18 protein-coding genes are annotated in these 16,068 nt (G+C 61.3%); 12 read left to right on the forward strand and 6 right to left on the reverse strand.

Annotation, left to right across the window (positions count from 1 at the left end; genetic code table 11):
* Nucleotides 1–59 precede the first annotated feature (59 nt).
* The gene (gene rbfA / locus ACJD00_RS05100; RefSeq protein ID WP_309408156.1) at nucleotides 60–494 is read left to right on the forward strand and encodes a 30S ribosome-binding factor RbfA; all 435 of its coding nucleotides are present in this window, start codon (nucleotides 60–62) and stop codon (nucleotides 492–494) included.
* 85 nt (nucleotides 495–579) lie between these two features.
* Here the strand turns inward: rbfA and ACJD00_RS05105 are convergent, their stop codons facing one another.
* Nucleotides 580–1,020 (reverse strand): hypothetical protein, encoded by a 441-nt coding sequence (locus ACJD00_RS05105; RefSeq protein WP_418908769.1) that lies wholly within the window; start codon nucleotides 1,018–1,020, stop codon nucleotides 580–582.
* A gap of 435 nt (nucleotides 1,021–1,455) precedes the next feature.
* On the opposite strand from ACJD00_RS05105, the gene ACJD00_RS05110 reads away from it, so the two are divergent.
* Nucleotides 1,456–1,959, forward strand: coding sequence for a GNAT family N-acetyltransferase (locus ACJD00_RS05110; RefSeq protein WP_418908770.1), 504 nt, complete (start codon nucleotides 1,456–1,458; stop codon nucleotides 1,957–1,959).
* A 22-nt stretch (nucleotides 1,960–1,981) separates the two neighbouring features.
* Here the strand turns inward: ACJD00_RS05110 and ACJD00_RS05115 are convergent, their stop codons facing one another.
* The 3 genes from ACJD00_RS05115 to ACJD00_RS05125 all read right to left on the reverse strand — a co-directional run bounded on the left by ACJD00_RS05115 (nucleotide 1,982) and on the right by ACJD00_RS05125 (nucleotide 4,605).
* Nucleotides 1,982–2,722 carry a class I SAM-dependent methyltransferase gene (locus tag ACJD00_RS05115; protein ID WP_418908771.1) on the reverse strand — a complete coding sequence of 247 codons (741 nt, stop codon included), beginning with the start codon at nucleotides 2,720–2,722 and terminating at the stop codon, nucleotides 1,982–1,984.
* Nucleotides 2,723–2,826: 104 nt separating this feature from the next.
* Nucleotides 2,827–3,216, reverse strand: coding sequence for a RidA family protein (locus ACJD00_RS05120; RefSeq protein ID WP_418908772.1), 390 nt, complete (start codon nucleotides 3,214–3,216; stop codon nucleotides 2,827–2,829).
* Nucleotides 3,217–3,390: 174 nt separating this feature from the next.
* Nucleotides 3,391–4,605, reverse strand: coding sequence for an integrase catalytic domain-containing protein (locus ACJD00_RS05125; protein ID WP_418908773.1), 1,215 nt, complete (start codon nucleotides 4,603–4,605; stop codon nucleotides 3,391–3,393).
* Between the two features lie 203 nt (nucleotides 4,606–4,808).
* On the opposite strand from ACJD00_RS05125, the gene ACJD00_RS05130 reads away from it, so the two are divergent.
* The 8 genes from ACJD00_RS05130 (at nucleotide 4,809) to rpsO (ending at nucleotide 10,481) form a co-directional block, all read left to right on the forward strand.
* The gene (locus tag ACJD00_RS05130) at nucleotides 4,809–5,264 is read left to right on the forward strand and encodes a VOC family protein (protein ID WP_418908774.1); all 456 of its coding nucleotides are present in this window, start codon (nucleotides 4,809–4,811) and stop codon (nucleotides 5,262–5,264) included.
* Nucleotides 5,265–5,443: 179 nt separating this feature from the next.
* Nucleotides 5,444–6,349, forward strand: coding sequence for a patatin-like phospholipase family protein (locus ACJD00_RS05135; RefSeq protein WP_418908775.1), 906 nt, complete (start codon nucleotides 5,444–5,446; stop codon nucleotides 6,347–6,349).
* Between the two features lie 89 nt (nucleotides 6,350–6,438).
* The gene (gene truB, locus ACJD00_RS05140) at nucleotides 6,439–7,362 is read left to right on the forward strand and encodes a tRNA pseudouridine(55) synthase TruB (protein WP_418908776.1); all 924 of its coding nucleotides are present in this window, start codon (nucleotides 6,439–6,441) and stop codon (nucleotides 7,360–7,362) included.
* A gap of 42 nt (nucleotides 7,363–7,404) precedes the next feature.
* Nucleotides 7,405–7,782, forward strand: coding sequence for a hypothetical protein (locus tag ACJD00_RS05145; protein WP_309408143.1), 378 nt, complete (start codon nucleotides 7,405–7,407; stop codon nucleotides 7,780–7,782).
* Entirely contained in the window at nucleotides 7,779–8,249 is a 471-nt protein-coding gene (locus ACJD00_RS05150) for a hypothetical protein (protein ID WP_309408142.1), read from the forward strand. Before ACJD00_RS05145 ends, ACJD00_RS05150 begins: the two co-directional genes overlap by 4 nt.
* A 63-nt stretch (nucleotides 8,250–8,312) precedes the next feature.
* The gene (locus tag ACJD00_RS05155) at nucleotides 8,313–9,263 is read left to right on the forward strand and encodes a bifunctional riboflavin kinase/FAD synthetase (RefSeq protein ID WP_418908777.1); all 951 of its coding nucleotides are present in this window, start codon (nucleotides 8,313–8,315) and stop codon (nucleotides 9,261–9,263) included.
* On the forward strand, nucleotides 9,263–10,057 hold the full coding sequence (locus tag ACJD00_RS05160) for a class I SAM-dependent methyltransferase (RefSeq protein ID WP_418908778.1): 795 nt from the start codon (nucleotides 9,263–9,265) through the stop codon (nucleotides 10,055–10,057). The genes ACJD00_RS05155 and ACJD00_RS05160 overlap by 1 nt, the downstream gene beginning before the upstream one ends.
* Before the next feature lie 154 nt (nucleotides 10,058–10,211).
* Nucleotides 10,212–10,481: a 30S ribosomal protein S15 gene (gene rpsO, locus ACJD00_RS05165; RefSeq protein ID WP_418908779.1), complete on the forward strand. Its 270-nt coding sequence runs from the start codon at nucleotides 10,212–10,214 to the stop codon at nucleotides 10,479–10,481.
* 372 nt (nucleotides 10,482–10,853) lie between these two features.
* Here rpsO and ACJD00_RS05170 read toward each other — a convergent pair whose 3' ends face one another.
* Nucleotides 10,854–11,384 carry a hypothetical protein gene (locus tag ACJD00_RS05170; protein ID WP_418908780.1) on the reverse strand — a complete coding sequence of 177 codons (531 nt, stop codon included), beginning with the start codon at nucleotides 11,382–11,384 and terminating at the stop codon, nucleotides 10,854–10,856.
* A gap of 181 nt (nucleotides 11,385–11,565) precedes the next feature.
* The gene (locus ACJD00_RS05175) at nucleotides 11,566–12,003 is read right to left on the reverse strand and encodes an NUDIX domain-containing protein (RefSeq protein WP_418908781.1); all 438 of its coding nucleotides are present in this window, start codon (nucleotides 12,001–12,003) and stop codon (nucleotides 11,566–11,568) included.
* 130 nt (nucleotides 12,004–12,133) lie between these two features.
* Here ACJD00_RS05175 and ACJD00_RS05180 point away from each other — a divergent pair, with 130 nt between their 5' ends.
* Nucleotides 12,134–13,549 carry a 3' terminal RNA ribose 2'-O-methyltransferase Hen1 gene (locus tag ACJD00_RS05180; protein ID WP_418908782.1) on the forward strand — a complete coding sequence of 472 codons (1,416 nt, stop codon included), beginning with the start codon at nucleotides 12,134–12,136 and terminating at the stop codon, nucleotides 13,547–13,549.
* Nucleotides 13,546–16,068, forward strand: a complete 2,523-nt coding sequence (locus ACJD00_RS05185) for a polynucleotide kinase-phosphatase (protein ID WP_418908783.1) — start codon at nucleotides 13,546–13,548, stop codon at nucleotides 16,066–16,068. The genes ACJD00_RS05180 and ACJD00_RS05185 overlap by 4 nt, the downstream gene beginning before the upstream one ends.

Below are 16,068 nucleotides of genomic sequence, written 5' to 3' on the forward strand. Positions count from 1 at the left end.
GGCGTTTGACCTAGTATGTGGTCAGGCGCCCACGAATTTTGAACCATAAGGAGAAAACCATGGCTGATTCAGCCCGTGCCGCACGCCTGGCCAAGCGCGTGCAGGTCCTCATGGCACAGTCGTTGCGCACCGTCATCAAGGATGAGCGCATCGACAACGTGACGGTGACCGACGCGCGCGTCACCAATGATCTGCAGCACGCGACCGTGTACTACACGGTGTTCGGCGACGAGACGGCCAAGGCCGAGATCGCCGAGATGCTCAAGACGCGCTCCGGCGCACTGCGCAAGGAGCTAGGGCGCAACCTGACCATTCGGTTGACCCCGACCCTGGAATTCGTCGCCGACGAAATCCCGGAGAGCGCTTCGCACCTCGAAGAGCTGCTGGCCAAGGCCCGCGAAAAGGATGCCGAGGTCGCGGCCCTGCGCAACGGTAAGAACTTCGCCGGTGAAGCCGATCCGTATAAGAAGGATCCGGTCGACGACGAGGAATAATCTTCGCCGACAACAAGCCCCCGTCGTTGTGTGCCCGCAAGTGCAGGCAACGACGGGGGCTTGTTCTTTGTGGATTATTGGTTCGCTAGTCCTGTGCCGTTTGGCCGGCGGAAGCCGGTGCATGGGCCAGCACCCAGCCAAGAAGCGGCGTGAGAATCAGGTAGAGCACGACGCAGGTAACGGCGGCGATCAAGGTAGCCTGATAGCTGGCCATGGTCAACCCATAGAGCAGGGCCGCCGCTAGTAAGGTGAAGACTGCTTCCAGCGGTCCTGTTACCGACCGTCGCGCGGTCGCCCCGAAGAGCAGCGCAAAGCGCTCGATCGGCCCATCCAGTAACGCGAGCACCACGGTAAATACCAGCGCCAACAGCGGCGTCCAAGGCCATAAACCATCGTCAATCCCCGGAAACTGCGGCCAGAGCAGGGGCGCCGCGAAGCCGCCCATGGCGGGCAGTCCAATAAGGAGCAGTAGTAGTGCCAAATAAAGCGCCGAAGGGAGCCTTCTGCGCAAATTGACCCGAGTCACGATCCTCCTAGGATTGTCGGCAGTAATTCTAGACTACAGACAATCTATCAATAAGTGCTGGAGTCGACGAATACTAGCCACTGATGAACCTGTGGTTCAACACGTCGATGACGAAGCGGCGACCCGTAGCGTACCGTGTGTGACCATGAAACGTTTCTTCTCACGCGGATACACCACGTCTGGACTAGTGATGTTAGCGTCGCTCCTCGTACTCGTTCTTGCGCGCATGCTAAGCGAGTCCATGCGCGGGGTTTCGATATGGACATTGTTGCTCTGTTCGGTGTCTATCACCGCGCTGTTCCAATTTCTCGACGCTTTCAGGCGTATCCCCGCGGAGGAGCCACGGCAAGAAAAATGATGCGTGGTAGGTTCTGGTACATGGCCCGCATATGAGCACACACCACCCCAATTGTTCAGTTATCGAGCGGAATTGCCATGCCATCAGACCTTTTACAGCTGCGCCTAGATCAGAATCGTTCGCAGCCACAGCAACTGCAGTCCCCGTACCTAACACCAGTCACCCCAGACCATGCCCCGGAACTTGCCATAGCGTATCTGGGTGCTTATCCACCCGGCGTTGCGGCAAACACCTTAGCCGAAGCCAACGAGGAAATACGCGCCACCTTCGCGAACGACTACGGCATACTGCAATCTAGCTGGTCTTTCGCCACCGTTGCTGGCACACAGGTCGTCGGGGCCATTTTGGTGGTCGAGCAGTCCATCTGGGAAGCGGAGCTGGCCGGGCCCTTCGTCATCGACCTATTTGTTGATAGAAGTTATCAAGGTCAGGGGCGCGGCCGAGCGCTGCTACTGGCGGCCAGCGAAACATGTCGACGAGCGGGGGAGCGCAGTCTCAGTCTTCGCGTCGGGGAGGGCACCTCCCCGAGGGCCTATCGCCTCTACCACGACTTGGGATTCAGGAGATGGCCCCACGAGTAGTTTGCGCAGCTACGGCCCATACCTATGCCTCGAGCACCACGAAGAGGAAGGCAAGGAACCGCGGATCTTCACGCCCTTCGAAAAGTTCGGGGTACTTCTCCCGAGCACGGTCGGAGGGTGCTGGTTCTCCTAGGTGGGTAATGCGGAAGCCCGCACTCACAAAGGATTCAACCATCGAAGATAACGAACGATCCCAGAACTCCAGCGTGGCCTCTTGCCCGTTCATCGACCAGTGCTCGGCACGGGGGCGGGTGGCGAAGTAATTCGTCTTGACCCCCTGCTCGCGCTGGCCTAGCCAGGTGGCGAAGGGGTGTTCTACCGACAGCACTAGACGCCCCGAGGGTTTAAGAAGACATTTGAGCTCGGCCAGTGGCCCACTCCAGTCTTTGAGATAGTGCAGGGCTAGGGAGCAGACCACATCATCAAATTCACCGGTGGCAAAAGGCAATGGCTGTGCAAGATTTGCAACACGTAAGTCGACCTCCGCGCCGAGGCGTTCGCGCGCAATTTCCAACATGCCACGGCTGCTATCGAAGCCCGCCACCGTGGCACCCCGACTGAGCAGGTCAGTGAGAATCGGGCCCGAACCACAACCGGCATCCAACACATGCCGACCGGAGACATCGCCGAGCAGATCCATCAGGGCGGGACGGTTGTAGTACTCGTTGAGTAGGCTCGCGTCGTTCTCAGCCGCATAGCCTTCCGCAATCGAGTCGTAAGCTTCGGCGGTGGACTGTTGCGGGGCGGCAGATGATTGATTCATGTGGTCAGCATGGCATGGCTGCGCGCGCATGAGGGAGAACGACTCGAATCCTCCCTGCCGCAAGGGCGGCGCCTAATTCGCGGTAATCGGTGACAGCGCGCCCCTTACTCGGTGGACTCGAAGGTCACCACGGACTCTATCTGCACCTTAGCGCCAAGGGGCAGCGCGGCCGTTTGCACTGTGGTGCGTGCGGGATAAGGGGTTGGAAGGAAACTGGCATAAACCTCGTTGATCGACTCAAAATCCGCATAATCGGTCAGATAGATGGTCGCTTTAAGAAGGCACGAAAAATCCAAACCGACCTCCGTGAGTAACTGTGCCAAATTCTGCATCATCTGCTCGGTCTGTGCACGGACGTCGGAAGAAACCAAAGAGCCCCCGGTAGGGCACTGACCAATGATCCCCGCGGTGAAGCCGATGTCACCGAGCCGAGTAAGGTGCGAAAAGGGAGCATCCGATTGAAAGAGGTTTGGGCTGAAGTGATGGTTGATCATCAAACTCCTTTGGCTACGTCCGTGGTGAGTCGAGAACAGCCTATGCAGTTACGTCGCTAATGGCTTGATCCGTGATGCTACCCCGGAGTGGGCCCAAAGCGATCTGTGTTGTCGAACGACTGAAATCTCCGCCTTGCCTCATGTCAATATGCTCGCCAAAACTTATCGCGTGCCTCATCTAAAATGCTCGCCAAATTCCACTGCGTCAGTCCGTGCCCGTAGTCTTGCCCTGCTCATCAACTGGCCTTGTATCTGGTTGATCCGACGGGTGATCTGCGCAGGGTTTAACTCCCGATGCACCGCGGCCAGCTCCGTGGCATGCACTGCGTCCATGGCCCCGAGATCCAGCAGCCGCTGGTAGGCAGTGCGCGGTGCATCGTAGGTACGCTTGCTGCGCCCCGAACCGGCGGTGCTGTAGCCGTTGGCCTTGACCATGGGCAACAGATGGTTCTTGCGCCATCCCACGAGCTCCCAGAGCTCGTTGAGCAGCGCCAGTTCCTCAGGCCCCTCGTACCTATAGCGGAAGGCATGGCGGCGCACCCAGTCCCGGTTGCGTTGTTCGACATGCGCGTTGTCGTTGTGTTGATAGGCCCTGGCCCTGGTCAGATCGATGTGATGCCGCTCGGCCCACTCGATGAGCTGGACGTTGATAAACTCCCCGCCGTTATCGAAGTCCAACCCAGTCATCGGGTAAGGCAGGGAATCCACGAGTGCTTCGATACCAGCCACGACGTTGCGGTGGGCCCGGTTCCTCACCGCATGGTTGGCGGTCCAGCCGGTGAACACGTCGGTGAGGGTGATCGAGTACAGGAATTCGCCCTTGAGGCTGTGTCCGCAATGGGCGACCGTATCGACCTCGAAGAACCCGGGGGCCTGCTCCATCGGGGTGCCTGACCAGCGCACGGGAATCTCGGAGCGGAGCATAGCCCCGGGTTTGGTGCAGGACAGGGACTCCGCCAGGTAGCGTGCCTCGCGCACCGGTTTGAGGTAGCGGTCCATGGTTGCTGCGGACATGCTCAGCAGCTGGTGGCGGACCTCGTCGGTAAGCAGGTCGGCGTAGGTTTGCAACTCGTCGAACCGTTCGAGGCGTTCGAGTTCATCGGTGATGATCACCGCGAGGTATTTGCCGCAGGGCTCTCCTGCTAGGGTCCAGATCCGTGTCAGGAGGGTGATGGTGGCCGGCTGGTAGGTGCGGGGTCGGCGCTTGGGTAGCACCACCGGTTCCTTGCCGGTGATCTTGTTGAATTCGGTGGTGACTCGGCGACGGGCGTTGGCCCTGGACCAGCCAGTCGCGGCGCAGAGGTTGTCCAGCAGGATGCCTTTTTCGCGTTTGGTGGCTTTGGCATACTCTAGGGCGAAGCCTTTGACGATCTGGTGGCGTGTTGTCATTGAGAGCCCCTGTTTCATTCCTCCAGCAGACCGCTGTGTCCGCGGGAACGCCAGAGATTTCGCGAGCAAAAATAAGTGAGGCATGGGCCTCGTTTCGCGAGCACTTTAGATGAGTCAACGCGATCTCTTGACAGCGACAGCACGCGGTCAGACAGTAGCAGTGAGACATGGCGTCATGCCTCGGTATGTCGAGGAGGGGCACGATGGAAGATGCGGAACTTCAAGGAATATTCGCTGTAAAGCTGCCGGTCCGAGATCTCGCACGAAGCCGCCAATGGTACGAACGAGTCCTGGACTTCGAAGTAGCCTACGAATTCTCTGATGCCGACGGCGTGGTCCGCGGTGTCGCCGGAAAAGTCCCGGGCTCCGGTCAGACACTCATAGGACTGCGGCAGAGCCCCAAGCATGCCAAGGCCGCCGATGGGTTCAATCTAGTAAATTTTGCCGTCCAAAACCATGCCGCGCTCACGCGCTGGGCCGCGCGGCTCGACCGCCTCGGGGTGAAGCATTCGCCCATTATCGATGCCAGTGTGGGATGGATTATTGTGCTCTCCGACCCGGACGGCATCGAGCTGCACCTGTACACCCTGGAGAAGCACGGAATCGACCAATCCGGCCGCCCCGGATATGGAACACCCACCGGAAAGCACCGGGCCTAGGGGCTGTCCCGACGTGCCAACGGCGTGTTAGGGTCATGACGATCGTGAAGAACACACAGGAGGTGAGCACCATGTACGCAGTATCGGCACAGGACGCTCCCCGCCCTGCCACGATCCGGCGGCACGCCTAGCCGCCACCCGGGAGCGCCACGCAGCACATATAGCGAAAGGCATCTCCCATGAACTCACCATCTTCCACATTCGACCAAGCCGCGATGAAGCACGCCCTAGTACTCGGTGGTGGCGGCTCCACGGGTAACGCATGGCTGCTCGGCGTACTTGCCGGGTTCGCCGAGAGCGGCGTAGATCTGACCGGTGACGCACGAATTATCGGCACCTCGGCTGGTGCCACCGCGGCCGCCCAACTGATCGGGGCAACTCCCGCCGCACTCTATGAAGCCGCCTGCCAGCCAATGACAGGAAAGACGCCGCCGGGCAGCAGAACAGCTTCCCCAGCGCGCGGAACGGTCAACCTGTTGGCCGCCACGGATGAAATCATCGCTGCCGCCAACTCGCCGGCCGACATGCGACGTCGCATCGGAGCGATGGCGCTACAGGCCGCCCCGAGCAGCGACACAGCCGCGCAAGAACGGTGGCGCGCCACCGTTGCCGCCCGGCTCCCCGAGCATCGGTGGCCATCCCACGAGCTTCTGATTACGGCAGTGGACGCCGAGACCGGTTCTCCAAAGGTCTTCCATAAACAAAGTGGGGTGGCCCTTGTCGACGCCGTGGCGGCCAGCTGCTCCAACGGCTTTGCCTACAGTATCGGCGCGCACCGTTACATTGACGGCGGCTACCGTCGCAATGAAAACGCGGATCTCGCGGCCGGATGTGCTCACGTGGTGGTGCTCGCTCCCTTTGCGGGGCGGACGCGGCATCCCCTGTCTTGGGCGATGCAACTCGATGCGCAGCTGGACGAGCTGCGCAAGGCCGGTAGCAAGGTCTTTACCATCTACCCCGAGGCCTCCAGCGCGCACCTGTTCGGGGCATCGGCCATGGACTATTCGCTACGCCCTGAGGCGGCGCGCGCCGGGTACGCCCAAGGCTTGGCGCGGGGCGCCGAGTTCGCCAGCGTGTTCTGCTAAGGCCTAGGCGTCGCTGCGCCGTGGGGTCGGGTCATGTCCTGAGTCACTCAAGGCGGAGCGACGCCGACGCACGCCCTATACTGGAGGGCGTGAGTAAAGCCGGTCAGAACACGCAAGAACAGGCCTCGGGTCTCGTACTCGTCGACAAAGATCCAGGGATGACCTCCCACGATGTGGTTGGTCGTATCCGCAGACTGGCCGGGACTCGCAAGGTCGGCCATGCCGGCACCCTCGACCCCATGGCCACCGGCGTGCTGGTGATCGGCGTTAATAAGGCCACACGCCTGCTGACATACATCGTCGGGCACGATAAGACCTACACCGCCACCATCCGTCTGGGGCAATCCACCGTCACCGACGACGCCGAAGGCGAGATCACCTCGCAGCGGATTGCCGCGGCGGTCACCGACGAGGACATCGAGCGTGAGATCGCCAAACTGCGTGGCGACATCGAGCAGATTCCGAGTCAGGTTTCGGCTATCAAGGTCGACGGAAAGCGTTCCTATGCCCGCGTGCGTGCCGGCGAACAGGTGGAGCTCAAGGCCCGCCCGGTGACCATTTCCCAATTCGACGTGCACGAGATCCGCCGCGAAGCCGGAGGCAAGGTGCTTGACGTCGACGTGACCGTTTCCTGCTCCTCAGGCACCTACATCCGCGCCCTGGCACGCGATCTGGGCGAAGCCTTAAACGTCGGCGGGCATTTGACCGCGCTGCGCCGCACCGAAGTCGGACCGTACAAGATCCAGAACGCAAAAACCTTGCAACAGCTGGCCGAGGGTTTCGAGGTCATGCCGTTGGAAGATGCCGCCGCCGCGCTCTTCCCGTACCGCACCGTGAGCGTCGACGAGGCCGTGGAACTGTCCTTCGGGCGACCCATCGCCGCCTCACATTTGAGCATGGAGGTTCCCGCCGGGCAACCGGTGGCCGCTTTCGCCCCGAACGGTGTGCTGGTGGCCCTGCTCGAGGACAAGGGCGATAAGGCCCGCACCCAGCTGGTCTTCACCGCCAAGTAGTATCCGCCAGCACCGCACCGCGACCCACCGAAAGGCCCGACCTTGTTTGCCCTCAACGGCTTCTTTATCGCCGGTACCGTCGTCTGCGCGGTGGCCGTACTGCTCGGCGTGATCGCCACCATCATCCGGCGCTATCCGGACGATTGGGCCCTGATCGCCACCGGAGCTACCGAACTGTTCTTGGTGATCTACGGTGTCGCCGCGGCCATCCGGCAGGCCGGTGGGGAAGTAGTTCAGGGCGAGCTCTGGGAATTCTGGGGCTACCTGCTTACGGCGCTGATCATCCCGCCGGTCGCCTTCTTCTGGGCCGTGGCCGATAAGAGCCGCTGGGCCAATACGGTGCTTGCCGTATCCGGGGCCATAGTCTTTGTGATGTTGTTCCGTATGGAACAGATTTGGAATGTAGGAGTAGCCGCATGAGCGAGCAGCCACGCAATTCGCGTATCGTATCCGCCGCCGAAGCCCGGCACGGGGATAAGCCCAGCAAACCGGGGCGGTCCACCGGTCTGGGACGCATTATCATCGCCGTCTATGGCATTTTGTCGCTCTCGGCCACGGTGCGCGCCCTGTACCAGATCTTCTTCCGCGACTTCTCCGAGGCCCCGCTGGCCTACAGCTTGTCGCTGCTTTCCGGGCTGGTCTACATCTTGGCGACCTTCAGTCTGGCCTCGGCGAAGCCCGGCGCCTGGAAAGTCTCGGTCGGCGCGGTCGGTTTTGAACTGCTCGGTGTACTGGTGGTCGGTACGCTGTCCTTCACTCACCCCGAACTGTTCGGCCACGACTCGGTGTGGAGCTATTTCGGCAAGGGGTACGGTTACGTTCCGCTGGTATTGCCGCTGGTCGGCCTGTGGTGGCTGTACCGTAACCGCGGTGAGCGCCAGCGCTAAAGATCGTGCGAGAATAAGCACGAGCAAATCATTCTTTCCCCAAAGAAGTCAGTAAGGATCACCGTGCACTATTGGAAGGGTCTTGACTCGGTCCCCGCAGACCTGAAGCCGTCGGTCGTGACAATCGGCAATTTCGACGGTGTTCACCTGGGGCACTGCGAGGTTCTTGACCAGGTGGTTGAACAGGCCTGTCACCTCGGCGCTAACGCCGTGGCCATCACCTTTGACCCCCACCCGGCACAGGTGCACCGCCCGCAGAGCGCCCCCGAACTGATCATGGGGCTCGCCGACCGTATCGACACCCTCGCCGCAGTGGGCATGGATGCGGTGCTGATGATCGAGTACACGCTCGACTTCGCGGAGAATACCGCCGAGGAATTCGTGCGTCAGGTGATCGTCGAGGCCCTGAAGGCTAGCTGCGTGGTCGTCGGCCACGATGTGCGTTTCGGCAAGGGGAACGCCGGGGACTTCGAGTACATGCAGCAGCTCGGTGAGAAGTACGGGTTTACCGTGATCGGCGTGGCCGACGTGGGAGATAAGCGCCGACTGTCATCGACCTGGGTGCGTGAAGAGCTCGCCGCAGGCAACGTCGAGGCCGCCGCCCGGATTCTGGGACGCCCGCATCGCATGCGTGGGGAAGTGGTCCACGGGGCTGCCCGTGGACGCGAACTTGGTTTCCCCACCGCCAACCTCTCTTCGGACGCCACCGGAATCATCCCCGCCGACGGCATCTACGCCGGATGGTTGGTGGACGAGGCCGACGTGCGGTGGCCCGCGGCGATCTCCGTAGGCTCGAATCCCACCTTCGACGGCGTCTCACGCGTGGTCGAGGCCCATGTCATCGACCGACCGGACGAGGGAGTCGAAGACTTCGACCTCTACGGCCAGCAGGTCATCGTCGAATTCGTCAAGCACTTGCGCCCGATGGTGGCCTACCAGGGGATTGAAGCCCTGGTCGAACAGATGGCCACGGATGTGAAACAAGCCCGCGACGTGCTGAGCAAGGTGTCCTAGTGGCAGAAATCCCGCCGTTGCCACGGCAAGCGTTCGGGCTCAGCGCCGCACAGCGCACCCATCACTCGGCGGCATTCCTAGCCGGCGCGGACCAGTACGACAAGGTGCGCCCGCGCTACCCCGAGGCCGCGGTGGACTTCGCAGTGGAGGGTTGTTTAACCGGGCCCGCTGCAGATATCGGGTGTGGCAGTGGAATTTTCACCGCCCAACTTGTTGCTCGGAGACTGCAGGTCACGGCCGTCGACCCGTCGCAGGATATGCTCGACGTTCTGGCGCAACGGTGTCCTGACATCGCGCTCGTACGGGCCGGAGGGGAATCCACCAGGCTGCCGGAGCGCAGCTTCGAGCTGATCAGCTACGCGCAGGCCTGGCATTGGGTCGATGCCCCCGCCGCCAGCGCGGAAGCGGCACGGCTTCTGGTTCCCGGGGGACGGCTCGTATTGCTGTGGAACCAGCTGGATGTTCAGGTGCCGTGGGTACACCGCTTGGCGCGGATCATGCACGCCGGAGACGTTCACCGACCAGAGCTCGCACCGACTCTAGGAGCCGAGTTCACCGGACTCGAACAGGGTTTGTGGCACTGGAAGTGGACGCTGACCTTGGGCGATGTCGTGGAGCTGACCAAGTCGCGGAGCTACTATCGACGGGCCACCGAGAACACCCGCAAGAAAGTCGAAACGAACCTGCACTGGTACTGGTGCGAACACCTAGGCCATGACTTGGACGAACCCGTGGCCGTTCCGCATCTCTCCCATGCTTGGCGCGCCTGGCGCCGCGAGATCCCGGGGTGTTAGCTTCCCGACAGAGGCGCCGACCCGCGCCGTTGCGCGGGGGAAAATGATAGACTAGTCAACGGTCTACGCTGCAGTCCGCGGTTGCGTGGGCCCGGTTCCCCTCTTCGGGAGGTTAACCGGTTCGTGAAACGCGGTCCAACTCTAGGAGTTTGTTATGGCATTGGATGCCGCAGTCAAGCAGGAAATCATCAAGGCTTACGCCACCCACGAGGGTGACACCGGTTCGCCTGAGGTTCAGATCGCCGTCATGTCCCGCCGTATTTCGGACCTGACCGAGCACCTGAAGATGCACAAGCACGATCACCACACCCGCCGTGGCCTGATGGCTCTGGTTGGTCGTCGTCGTCGTATGCTCGGCTACCTCAAGGACACCGACATCGAGCGTTACCGTTCGCTGATCGAGCGTCTGGGCCTGCGCAAGTAGTCCCACGATGGTGTGCGAAACCCCGGTTCCCTTTCGAGGGAGCCGGGGTTTCCTTTATCTGTGCAGCACCTCGGTGCCGCAGTCAAAGGTCCGCGAACACCATTCAGGCGCTGAGAGTGTTTGTGCAACTGGTAGGACGAAACGGTCGGCTTTCCGGGACTTACCTCCGGGTTCGTAAGGCCAAAGGTACGGGAAACATTGTCTTGAAACCGGTGAAGCTGAAGGTCTGTAGCGCGCAATGCCCCTGTAAATATTTCGGAGGGGCCGGCGCGCAATCCTACGCGCGGAGCAAAGTTCCGCCCGCAGCAAACCGAAGTTTGCCCGGGCGGCACCGATACGTCGCTTTTTAGAGTGGTTAGCGCGACGAGAGGCCTAATACATGGAATCGGCTAGCAGCCGTGGCCAGTAGCGTAGATCGCCCCATAATTCGGCGTAGCCCGGGTTGGAACTGTAGGCACCTTGTAAGCCTTCAGCGACCATACGGTAAGACGCCGCTGGGTATTGCGAGCGGATAGATCCGTAGTCGATTTTGACCGGGCCAGCATAGTACGAGAATTTGCCAGAGGTGCTCGCTTGGCGTACCTTGCGGATGAAGTTGCCCTTAGAGTCGTACGCGGAGATTCGGATCGATATGTCTCGCTGTTTCAGCGACCCGTAGTTCGAACCGAACCCGATATTGACCGCACAGTACTTATCGACGTCGCTGTTTTTCAGCACCCAAATGTAGGCCCGATGGTAGTTGCCGTACCGATCTTGCAAGCGCTCGGACTGTTTCGGAACGTATCCCGGCCCGCAAATTTGTTGTGCCTTCTCTCGGGTGAATTCCCAACCTGCCGGGGCGGCCGAAGCCTCGGGAGCTTGCTGAACGCCGATAACTCCCGCGCCGGTCAGCGCGAGCGCCAAAACTAGTGATCGTGTAACGCCCTTTAGCGTTTTTCTTTTTCTCACCGAAGATCCTTCCGTAGATACCTTGAGCTAAAGATCTCAGGATGGCCGGAGGGTGGCAATGGGAAGAACTGCCCATGAGCAGGAAAAACACGCAGGCAAACGGGTTTACGAGCTCGGTGGTCTAAGCGCGCGTGAACTAGTGAAGGGGTCCGTCTAATTCGGCTAATCCTGCCAGAATGGGCGCTTCATGTGGCACCAGGGCAGATGGCAAGTCGTCGAAGGAAAACCAGCGAAGTTCGGCGCATTTTTGCGGCTCCGCGATACCGGGAGCGCCGCCCCACGTACGGCAAAGGAAAAAATGATCCCGATGAGACGGGGCGGGCGCGGCTGGCTCTTGCCGCCGATCGCGTACGGCCAGTGGTCGGAGATCACTCGGCGCGATGAGAATGCCAAGTTCTTCAGTGGCCTCACGGCAGGCCGCGGCGATGGGGGACTCGGCCGGCTCCACGTGACCGGCGGCAGCGCAAGAGAAGTATCCATCCATGAATCCGGTGTTGTGGCGTCGTTGCAGGAGCACTGTCCGATCTCTGATCAGAGCGACATAGACGATGTCGATCGGTGAGGCGACGGTCATCTTCGCAGGCTCCTTACTCGGTGGGGGAAGATCCTCCTTCTGGAGCATATCTGGTTGTCAGGGACGGCAGTAGGCTGTGAGCATTGGGCCCCAGAGTGGCGACGTAGCCGTGAACAAGAAAGGATGGCGCATGCTGATCACCATCACGTTGGAACCGGATTCAGGTCACGACCTCGATGCAACGGTGCTCTCGCATCTGTTACGTAAACACCCCGGTAAGGCTCAATCTTTCCAACTACCGGTCGGCACGGCCCACGTGTTCTACCCTGCATATGGGCCGCGACGCTGCACCGCGGCACTACTGCTCGAGGTCGATCCGGTGGGGTTGGTTCGATCCAAGCGCTTTCGCGGGGAAGCCGGGGTGCTCGATCATTACATTAACGATCGTCCCTACGCTGCCTCCAGCTTGTTGTCTGTTGCTCTGGGCAAGGTCATGCGCAGTGCCATGTCGGGGCAGAGCGAAAGCCAGCCGGAACTGGCGACGGCACCGCTGCCGCTAAAACTTGCAGTCCCGGTCATCTCCACCCGGGCCGATGCAGACGGGGACCTCGTTCGGAGGCTTTTCGAACCGTTGGGGTGGCACATCGAATCGTCTCCGATAGAGCTCGACGAAAACTATCCGCAGTGGGGCGCCTCGCACTACAGGTCGCTCGAACTGACCGGGAACGTGCCGCTACACCTAGCGCTGCGCCAGCTTTACGTCCTGATGCCGGTGCTCGACGACGCGAAGCATTACTGGGTGGGCGACGACGAAGCAGCCAAGCTTGTGCGCCAAGGCGAGGGCTGGCTGTCTGACCATCCGGAACGCGAACTCATCGCCCACCGCTACTTGGCGCATCAGCGTGATCTGGTCGAGGTGGCCCGTGGACTAGGAACCTCGGGCACGTCCGAAGTTTCGGAGGCAGTCACAGAAGCGACCGATCAGAATAATCCCGCTGTGCCGCTGCGGATTATGCGCGCCGAAGCAGTACTTGGCGCGCTGCACGAGACCAACTCGCATAGCGTTGTCGACGTGGGTTGTGGGCCTGGTGCGCTACTTCGCCGCCTGCAAAAAGACGGATTCTTCACGCGCATTGTGGGCACCGACGTTTCGGGGCGGGCACTTGAACGGGCCGCAGCGGACTTGCACTTAGCCGAGCGCTCCGACGCTGACCGGGAAAGGCTACAACTGCTGCATAGCTCGGCCGTATATCGCGATGAACGGCTGCGTGGTTTTGACGCCATCGTACTCATGGAGGTGATCGAGCATTTGGATCCCGAGAGGCTACCGGCCCTCGTGGACTCGATCTTCGGGTACAGTCAGCCACGCACCGTGCTCGTCACCACACCGAATGCCGAATTCAATGACCTATATCCGAGGCTCGCCTCGGGCACCATGCGCCACGATGATCACCGTTTCGAATGGAACCGTGACGAATTCCGGCGGTGGGCGGAGAACGTCGCCATGGAACACGGCTACGCCGTGGACTATCGTTCCATCGGAAATGAACATGAACAGCTGGGTCCGGCAACCCAAATGGCAATCTTCCGAAAGGTGGCCGCATGAGCACGCTGAACATCCCACAGACCAGCCTCGTGGTACTTGTGGGGATCTCTGGCTCGGGAAAGTCGAGCTTTGCCGCCGAGCACTTCGGTGCGTTCGAGGTGCTCTCCAGCGACTATTTCCGCGGGCTCGTCGGCAACGACCCCAGCGATCAGTCGGTGACCGCAGCGGCCTTCGACGCCCTGAACTATGTGGCTGGAAAGCGCCTCGCCGCCGGCTTACTCACCGTCGTTGATGCCACCAGCCTGCAACCCGGTGACCGGAAGAAACTGGTCGACCTAGCGAAGTCGCACGACACCCTGGCGGTGGCCTTGGTGCTGGATACACCGCTTCGAACCTGCCTAGAACGAAACGAAAAGCGCGGCCTGGATCAGGTACCGGCAGCTGTGATCGACCGGCAGCACCGTCAGCTGCGCAAACACCTTCGGGGGATCCGCCGCGAGGGTTTCGCTCGCGTACACATTCTTGAGCCCGATACCGACGTGAGCCAGGTTACGATCCACCGGCACAAACTACTCAACGACTTCCGCGATCACACCGGCCCCTTTGACGTGATTGGGGATGTCCACGGATGCCTCGATGAGCTGCAGCGGCTGCTGCAGAAGCTTGGCTATACCCTGCGCTTTGACTCGCGGGGTCGCGCCGTGGATGCCAGCCATGACGAGGCCCGCCGCGCCATATTCGTTGGCGACCTGGTGGACCGTGGTCCGGACTCCGCCGGCGTACTGCGGCTGGTTATGGGGATGGTTCGGGCCGGGCACGCGCTCGCCGTGCCGGGTAATCACGAAGATAAGTTGGTGCGCGCCCTGCGTGGTCGCAAGGTGACGCTGAACCACGGACTGGGCGAAACACTCGAGCAGCTTGCGGCCGAAGGGGAGCAGTTCCAGCGCGAGGTCGAGCGCTTCTGCGACTCATTGGTCTCGCACATGGTGCTAGATGACGGGCGCCTGGTGGTGGCCCATGCTGGCTTACTCGAGGAATACCAAGGCCGGGCCTCGCAACGGGTGCGTGCCTTCGCGCTCTATGGGCAGGTCACCGGCGAAGTCGACGAATACGGGCTACCTATCCGTTACCCGTGGGCCAACGATTATCGAGGACTGGCCGCGGTACTCTACGGCCACACACCGGTGACCGAGGTCGAATGGGTCAATAACACCGCCTGCCTCGACACCGGATGCGTATTCGGAGGCACGTTGAGCGCTATGCGCTACCCCGAACGAGAGATTGTTCAGGTCGCCGCCGCGGAACAGTACTGCGAACCGGCACGTCCCTTGGAACCGGTCGGTGGGCCCGCGCGTGCCGATCACGTCATGGACATGAAGGACGTGACCGGCCCGCTGGTGCTCAAAGCAGACGGTCTGGGCACCGTGAAAATCGGTGAGGCTCAGGCGGCCGGCGCGCTGGAAACCATAAGCCGGTTCGCCACCGACCCGCGCTGGTTACGCTACCTGCCCCCGACCATGTCTCCGTGCGAGTCCTCGAAGCTACCGGACTATCTCGAGCATCCGGCCGAGGCCTTCGACTATTTCCGCAAGCAGGGTGTCGCGCAGGTCATTTGCCAAGAGAAACACATGGGATCGCGGGCGGTGCTGTTGCTCGCGAAGAACCCCGAACGCTTTGCCGCACCCGATGGGTGGCTCGGTGCATTGCACACGCGAACCGGCCGCCCGTTCCTCGAGCATGCGGCCGAGCAGAAACTGTTGCGCGGTGCTCACGCAGCAGCGGAACGTGCCGGATTGTTTCGGGAGCTAGCCAGCGACTGGGTCATACTCGATGGTGAGCTATTGCCTTGGTCGCTTAAAGCACAGGAGCTGATCACCGGGACCTATGCGTCGGTAGGTGCCGCCGCGAGTACTGCGACGGATGCCGCCCTGTCCGCGTTGCGGCGCGCTGAAGCCAACGGCCTGGAGGTGGCTGACCTCCTGGAACGTACCAGTGCTCGTGCCCAAAACGCCAAGGCTTTTCGCGAGTCCTACCGTCGTTATGTCGGGTCGCCGGAGGAGCTGAGTTTTGCGGCATTTCAGATCTTGGCATCCGAAGGGCAGAGCCATGAGACCCGCAGTCATGATTGGCACATGTCGTGGGGGCAGCGACTTCACGAGGCCGATGACACTCTTTTCACGTCCACCCGAAATCGTGTGGTCACCGTGGAGGATGAGCAGGAAGTGGTCGCCGCGGTGCGTTGGTGGGACGAGCTCACCGCGGCGGGCGGCGAAGGCATGGTGGTCAAACCGCTCGAGAATTTGGTTAAGGGAAAGCGCGGTTGGGTTCAGCCGGGACTGAAGGTCCGCGGCCGCGAGTATCTGCGACTGATCTACGGTCCTGACTACCTCGAGCCGGGTAATCTTGACCGGCTACGCGAGCGCGCGACCGATCGCAAACGGCAGCGGGCGTTGCAAGAATACCTACTGGGATTACAGGCACTGAGGCTTACCGCGTCGGGTGCGCCGCTGTGGCAGGTGCACCAGTATGTTTTCGGGGTGCTGGCCCTTGAATCCGAGCCCCTTGATCCCCGCCTGTGA

The organism is Glutamicibacter endophyticus, from assembly GCF_048457885.1.
Taxonomy (GTDB): domain Bacteria; phylum Actinomycetota; class Actinomycetes; order Actinomycetales; family Micrococcaceae; genus Glutamicibacter; species Glutamicibacter endophyticus.

Coding starts and splice junctions, on each gene's coding strand:
- rbfA (WP_309408156.1), top strand. CDS start 60: ATGGCTGATTCAGCCCGTGCCGCACGCCTGGCCAAGCGCGTGCAGGTC.
- ACJD00_RS05110 (WP_418908770.1), top strand. CDS start 1,456: ATGCCATCAGACCTTTTACAGCTGCGCCTAGATCAGAATCGTTCGCAG.
- ACJD00_RS05115 (WP_418908771.1), bottom strand. CDS start 2,722: ATGAATCAATCATCTGCCGCCCCGCAACAGTCCACCGCCGAAGCTTAC.
- ACJD00_RS05120 (WP_418908772.1), bottom strand. CDS start 3,216: ATGATCAACCATCACTTCAGCCCAAACCTCTTTCAATCGGATGCTCCC.
- ACJD00_RS05125 (WP_418908773.1), bottom strand. CDS start 4,605: ATGACAACACGCCACCAGATCGTCAAAGGCTTCGCCCTAGAGTATGCC.
- ACJD00_RS05130 (WP_418908774.1), top strand. CDS start 4,809: ATGGAAGATGCGGAACTTCAAGGAATATTCGCTGTAAAGCTGCCGGTC.
- ACJD00_RS05135 (WP_418908775.1), top strand. CDS start 5,444: ATGAACTCACCATCTTCCACATTCGACCAAGCCGCGATGAAGCACGCC.
- ACJD00_RS05150 (WP_309408142.1), top strand. CDS start 7,779: ATGAGCGAGCAGCCACGCAATTCGCGTATCGTATCCGCCGCCGAAGCC.
- rpsO (WP_418908779.1), top strand. CDS start 10,212: ATGGCATTGGATGCCGCAGTCAAGCAGGAAATCATCAAGGCTTACGCC.
- ACJD00_RS05175 (WP_418908781.1), bottom strand. CDS start 12,003: ATGACCGTCGCCTCACCGATCGACATCGTCTATGTCGCTCTGATCAGA.
- ACJD00_RS05180 (WP_418908782.1), top strand. CDS start 12,134: ATGCTGATCACCATCACGTTGGAACCGGATTCAGGTCACGACCTCGAT.
- ACJD00_RS05185 (WP_418908783.1), top strand. CDS start 13,546: ATGAGCACGCTGAACATCCCACAGACCAGCCTCGTGGTACTTGTGGGG.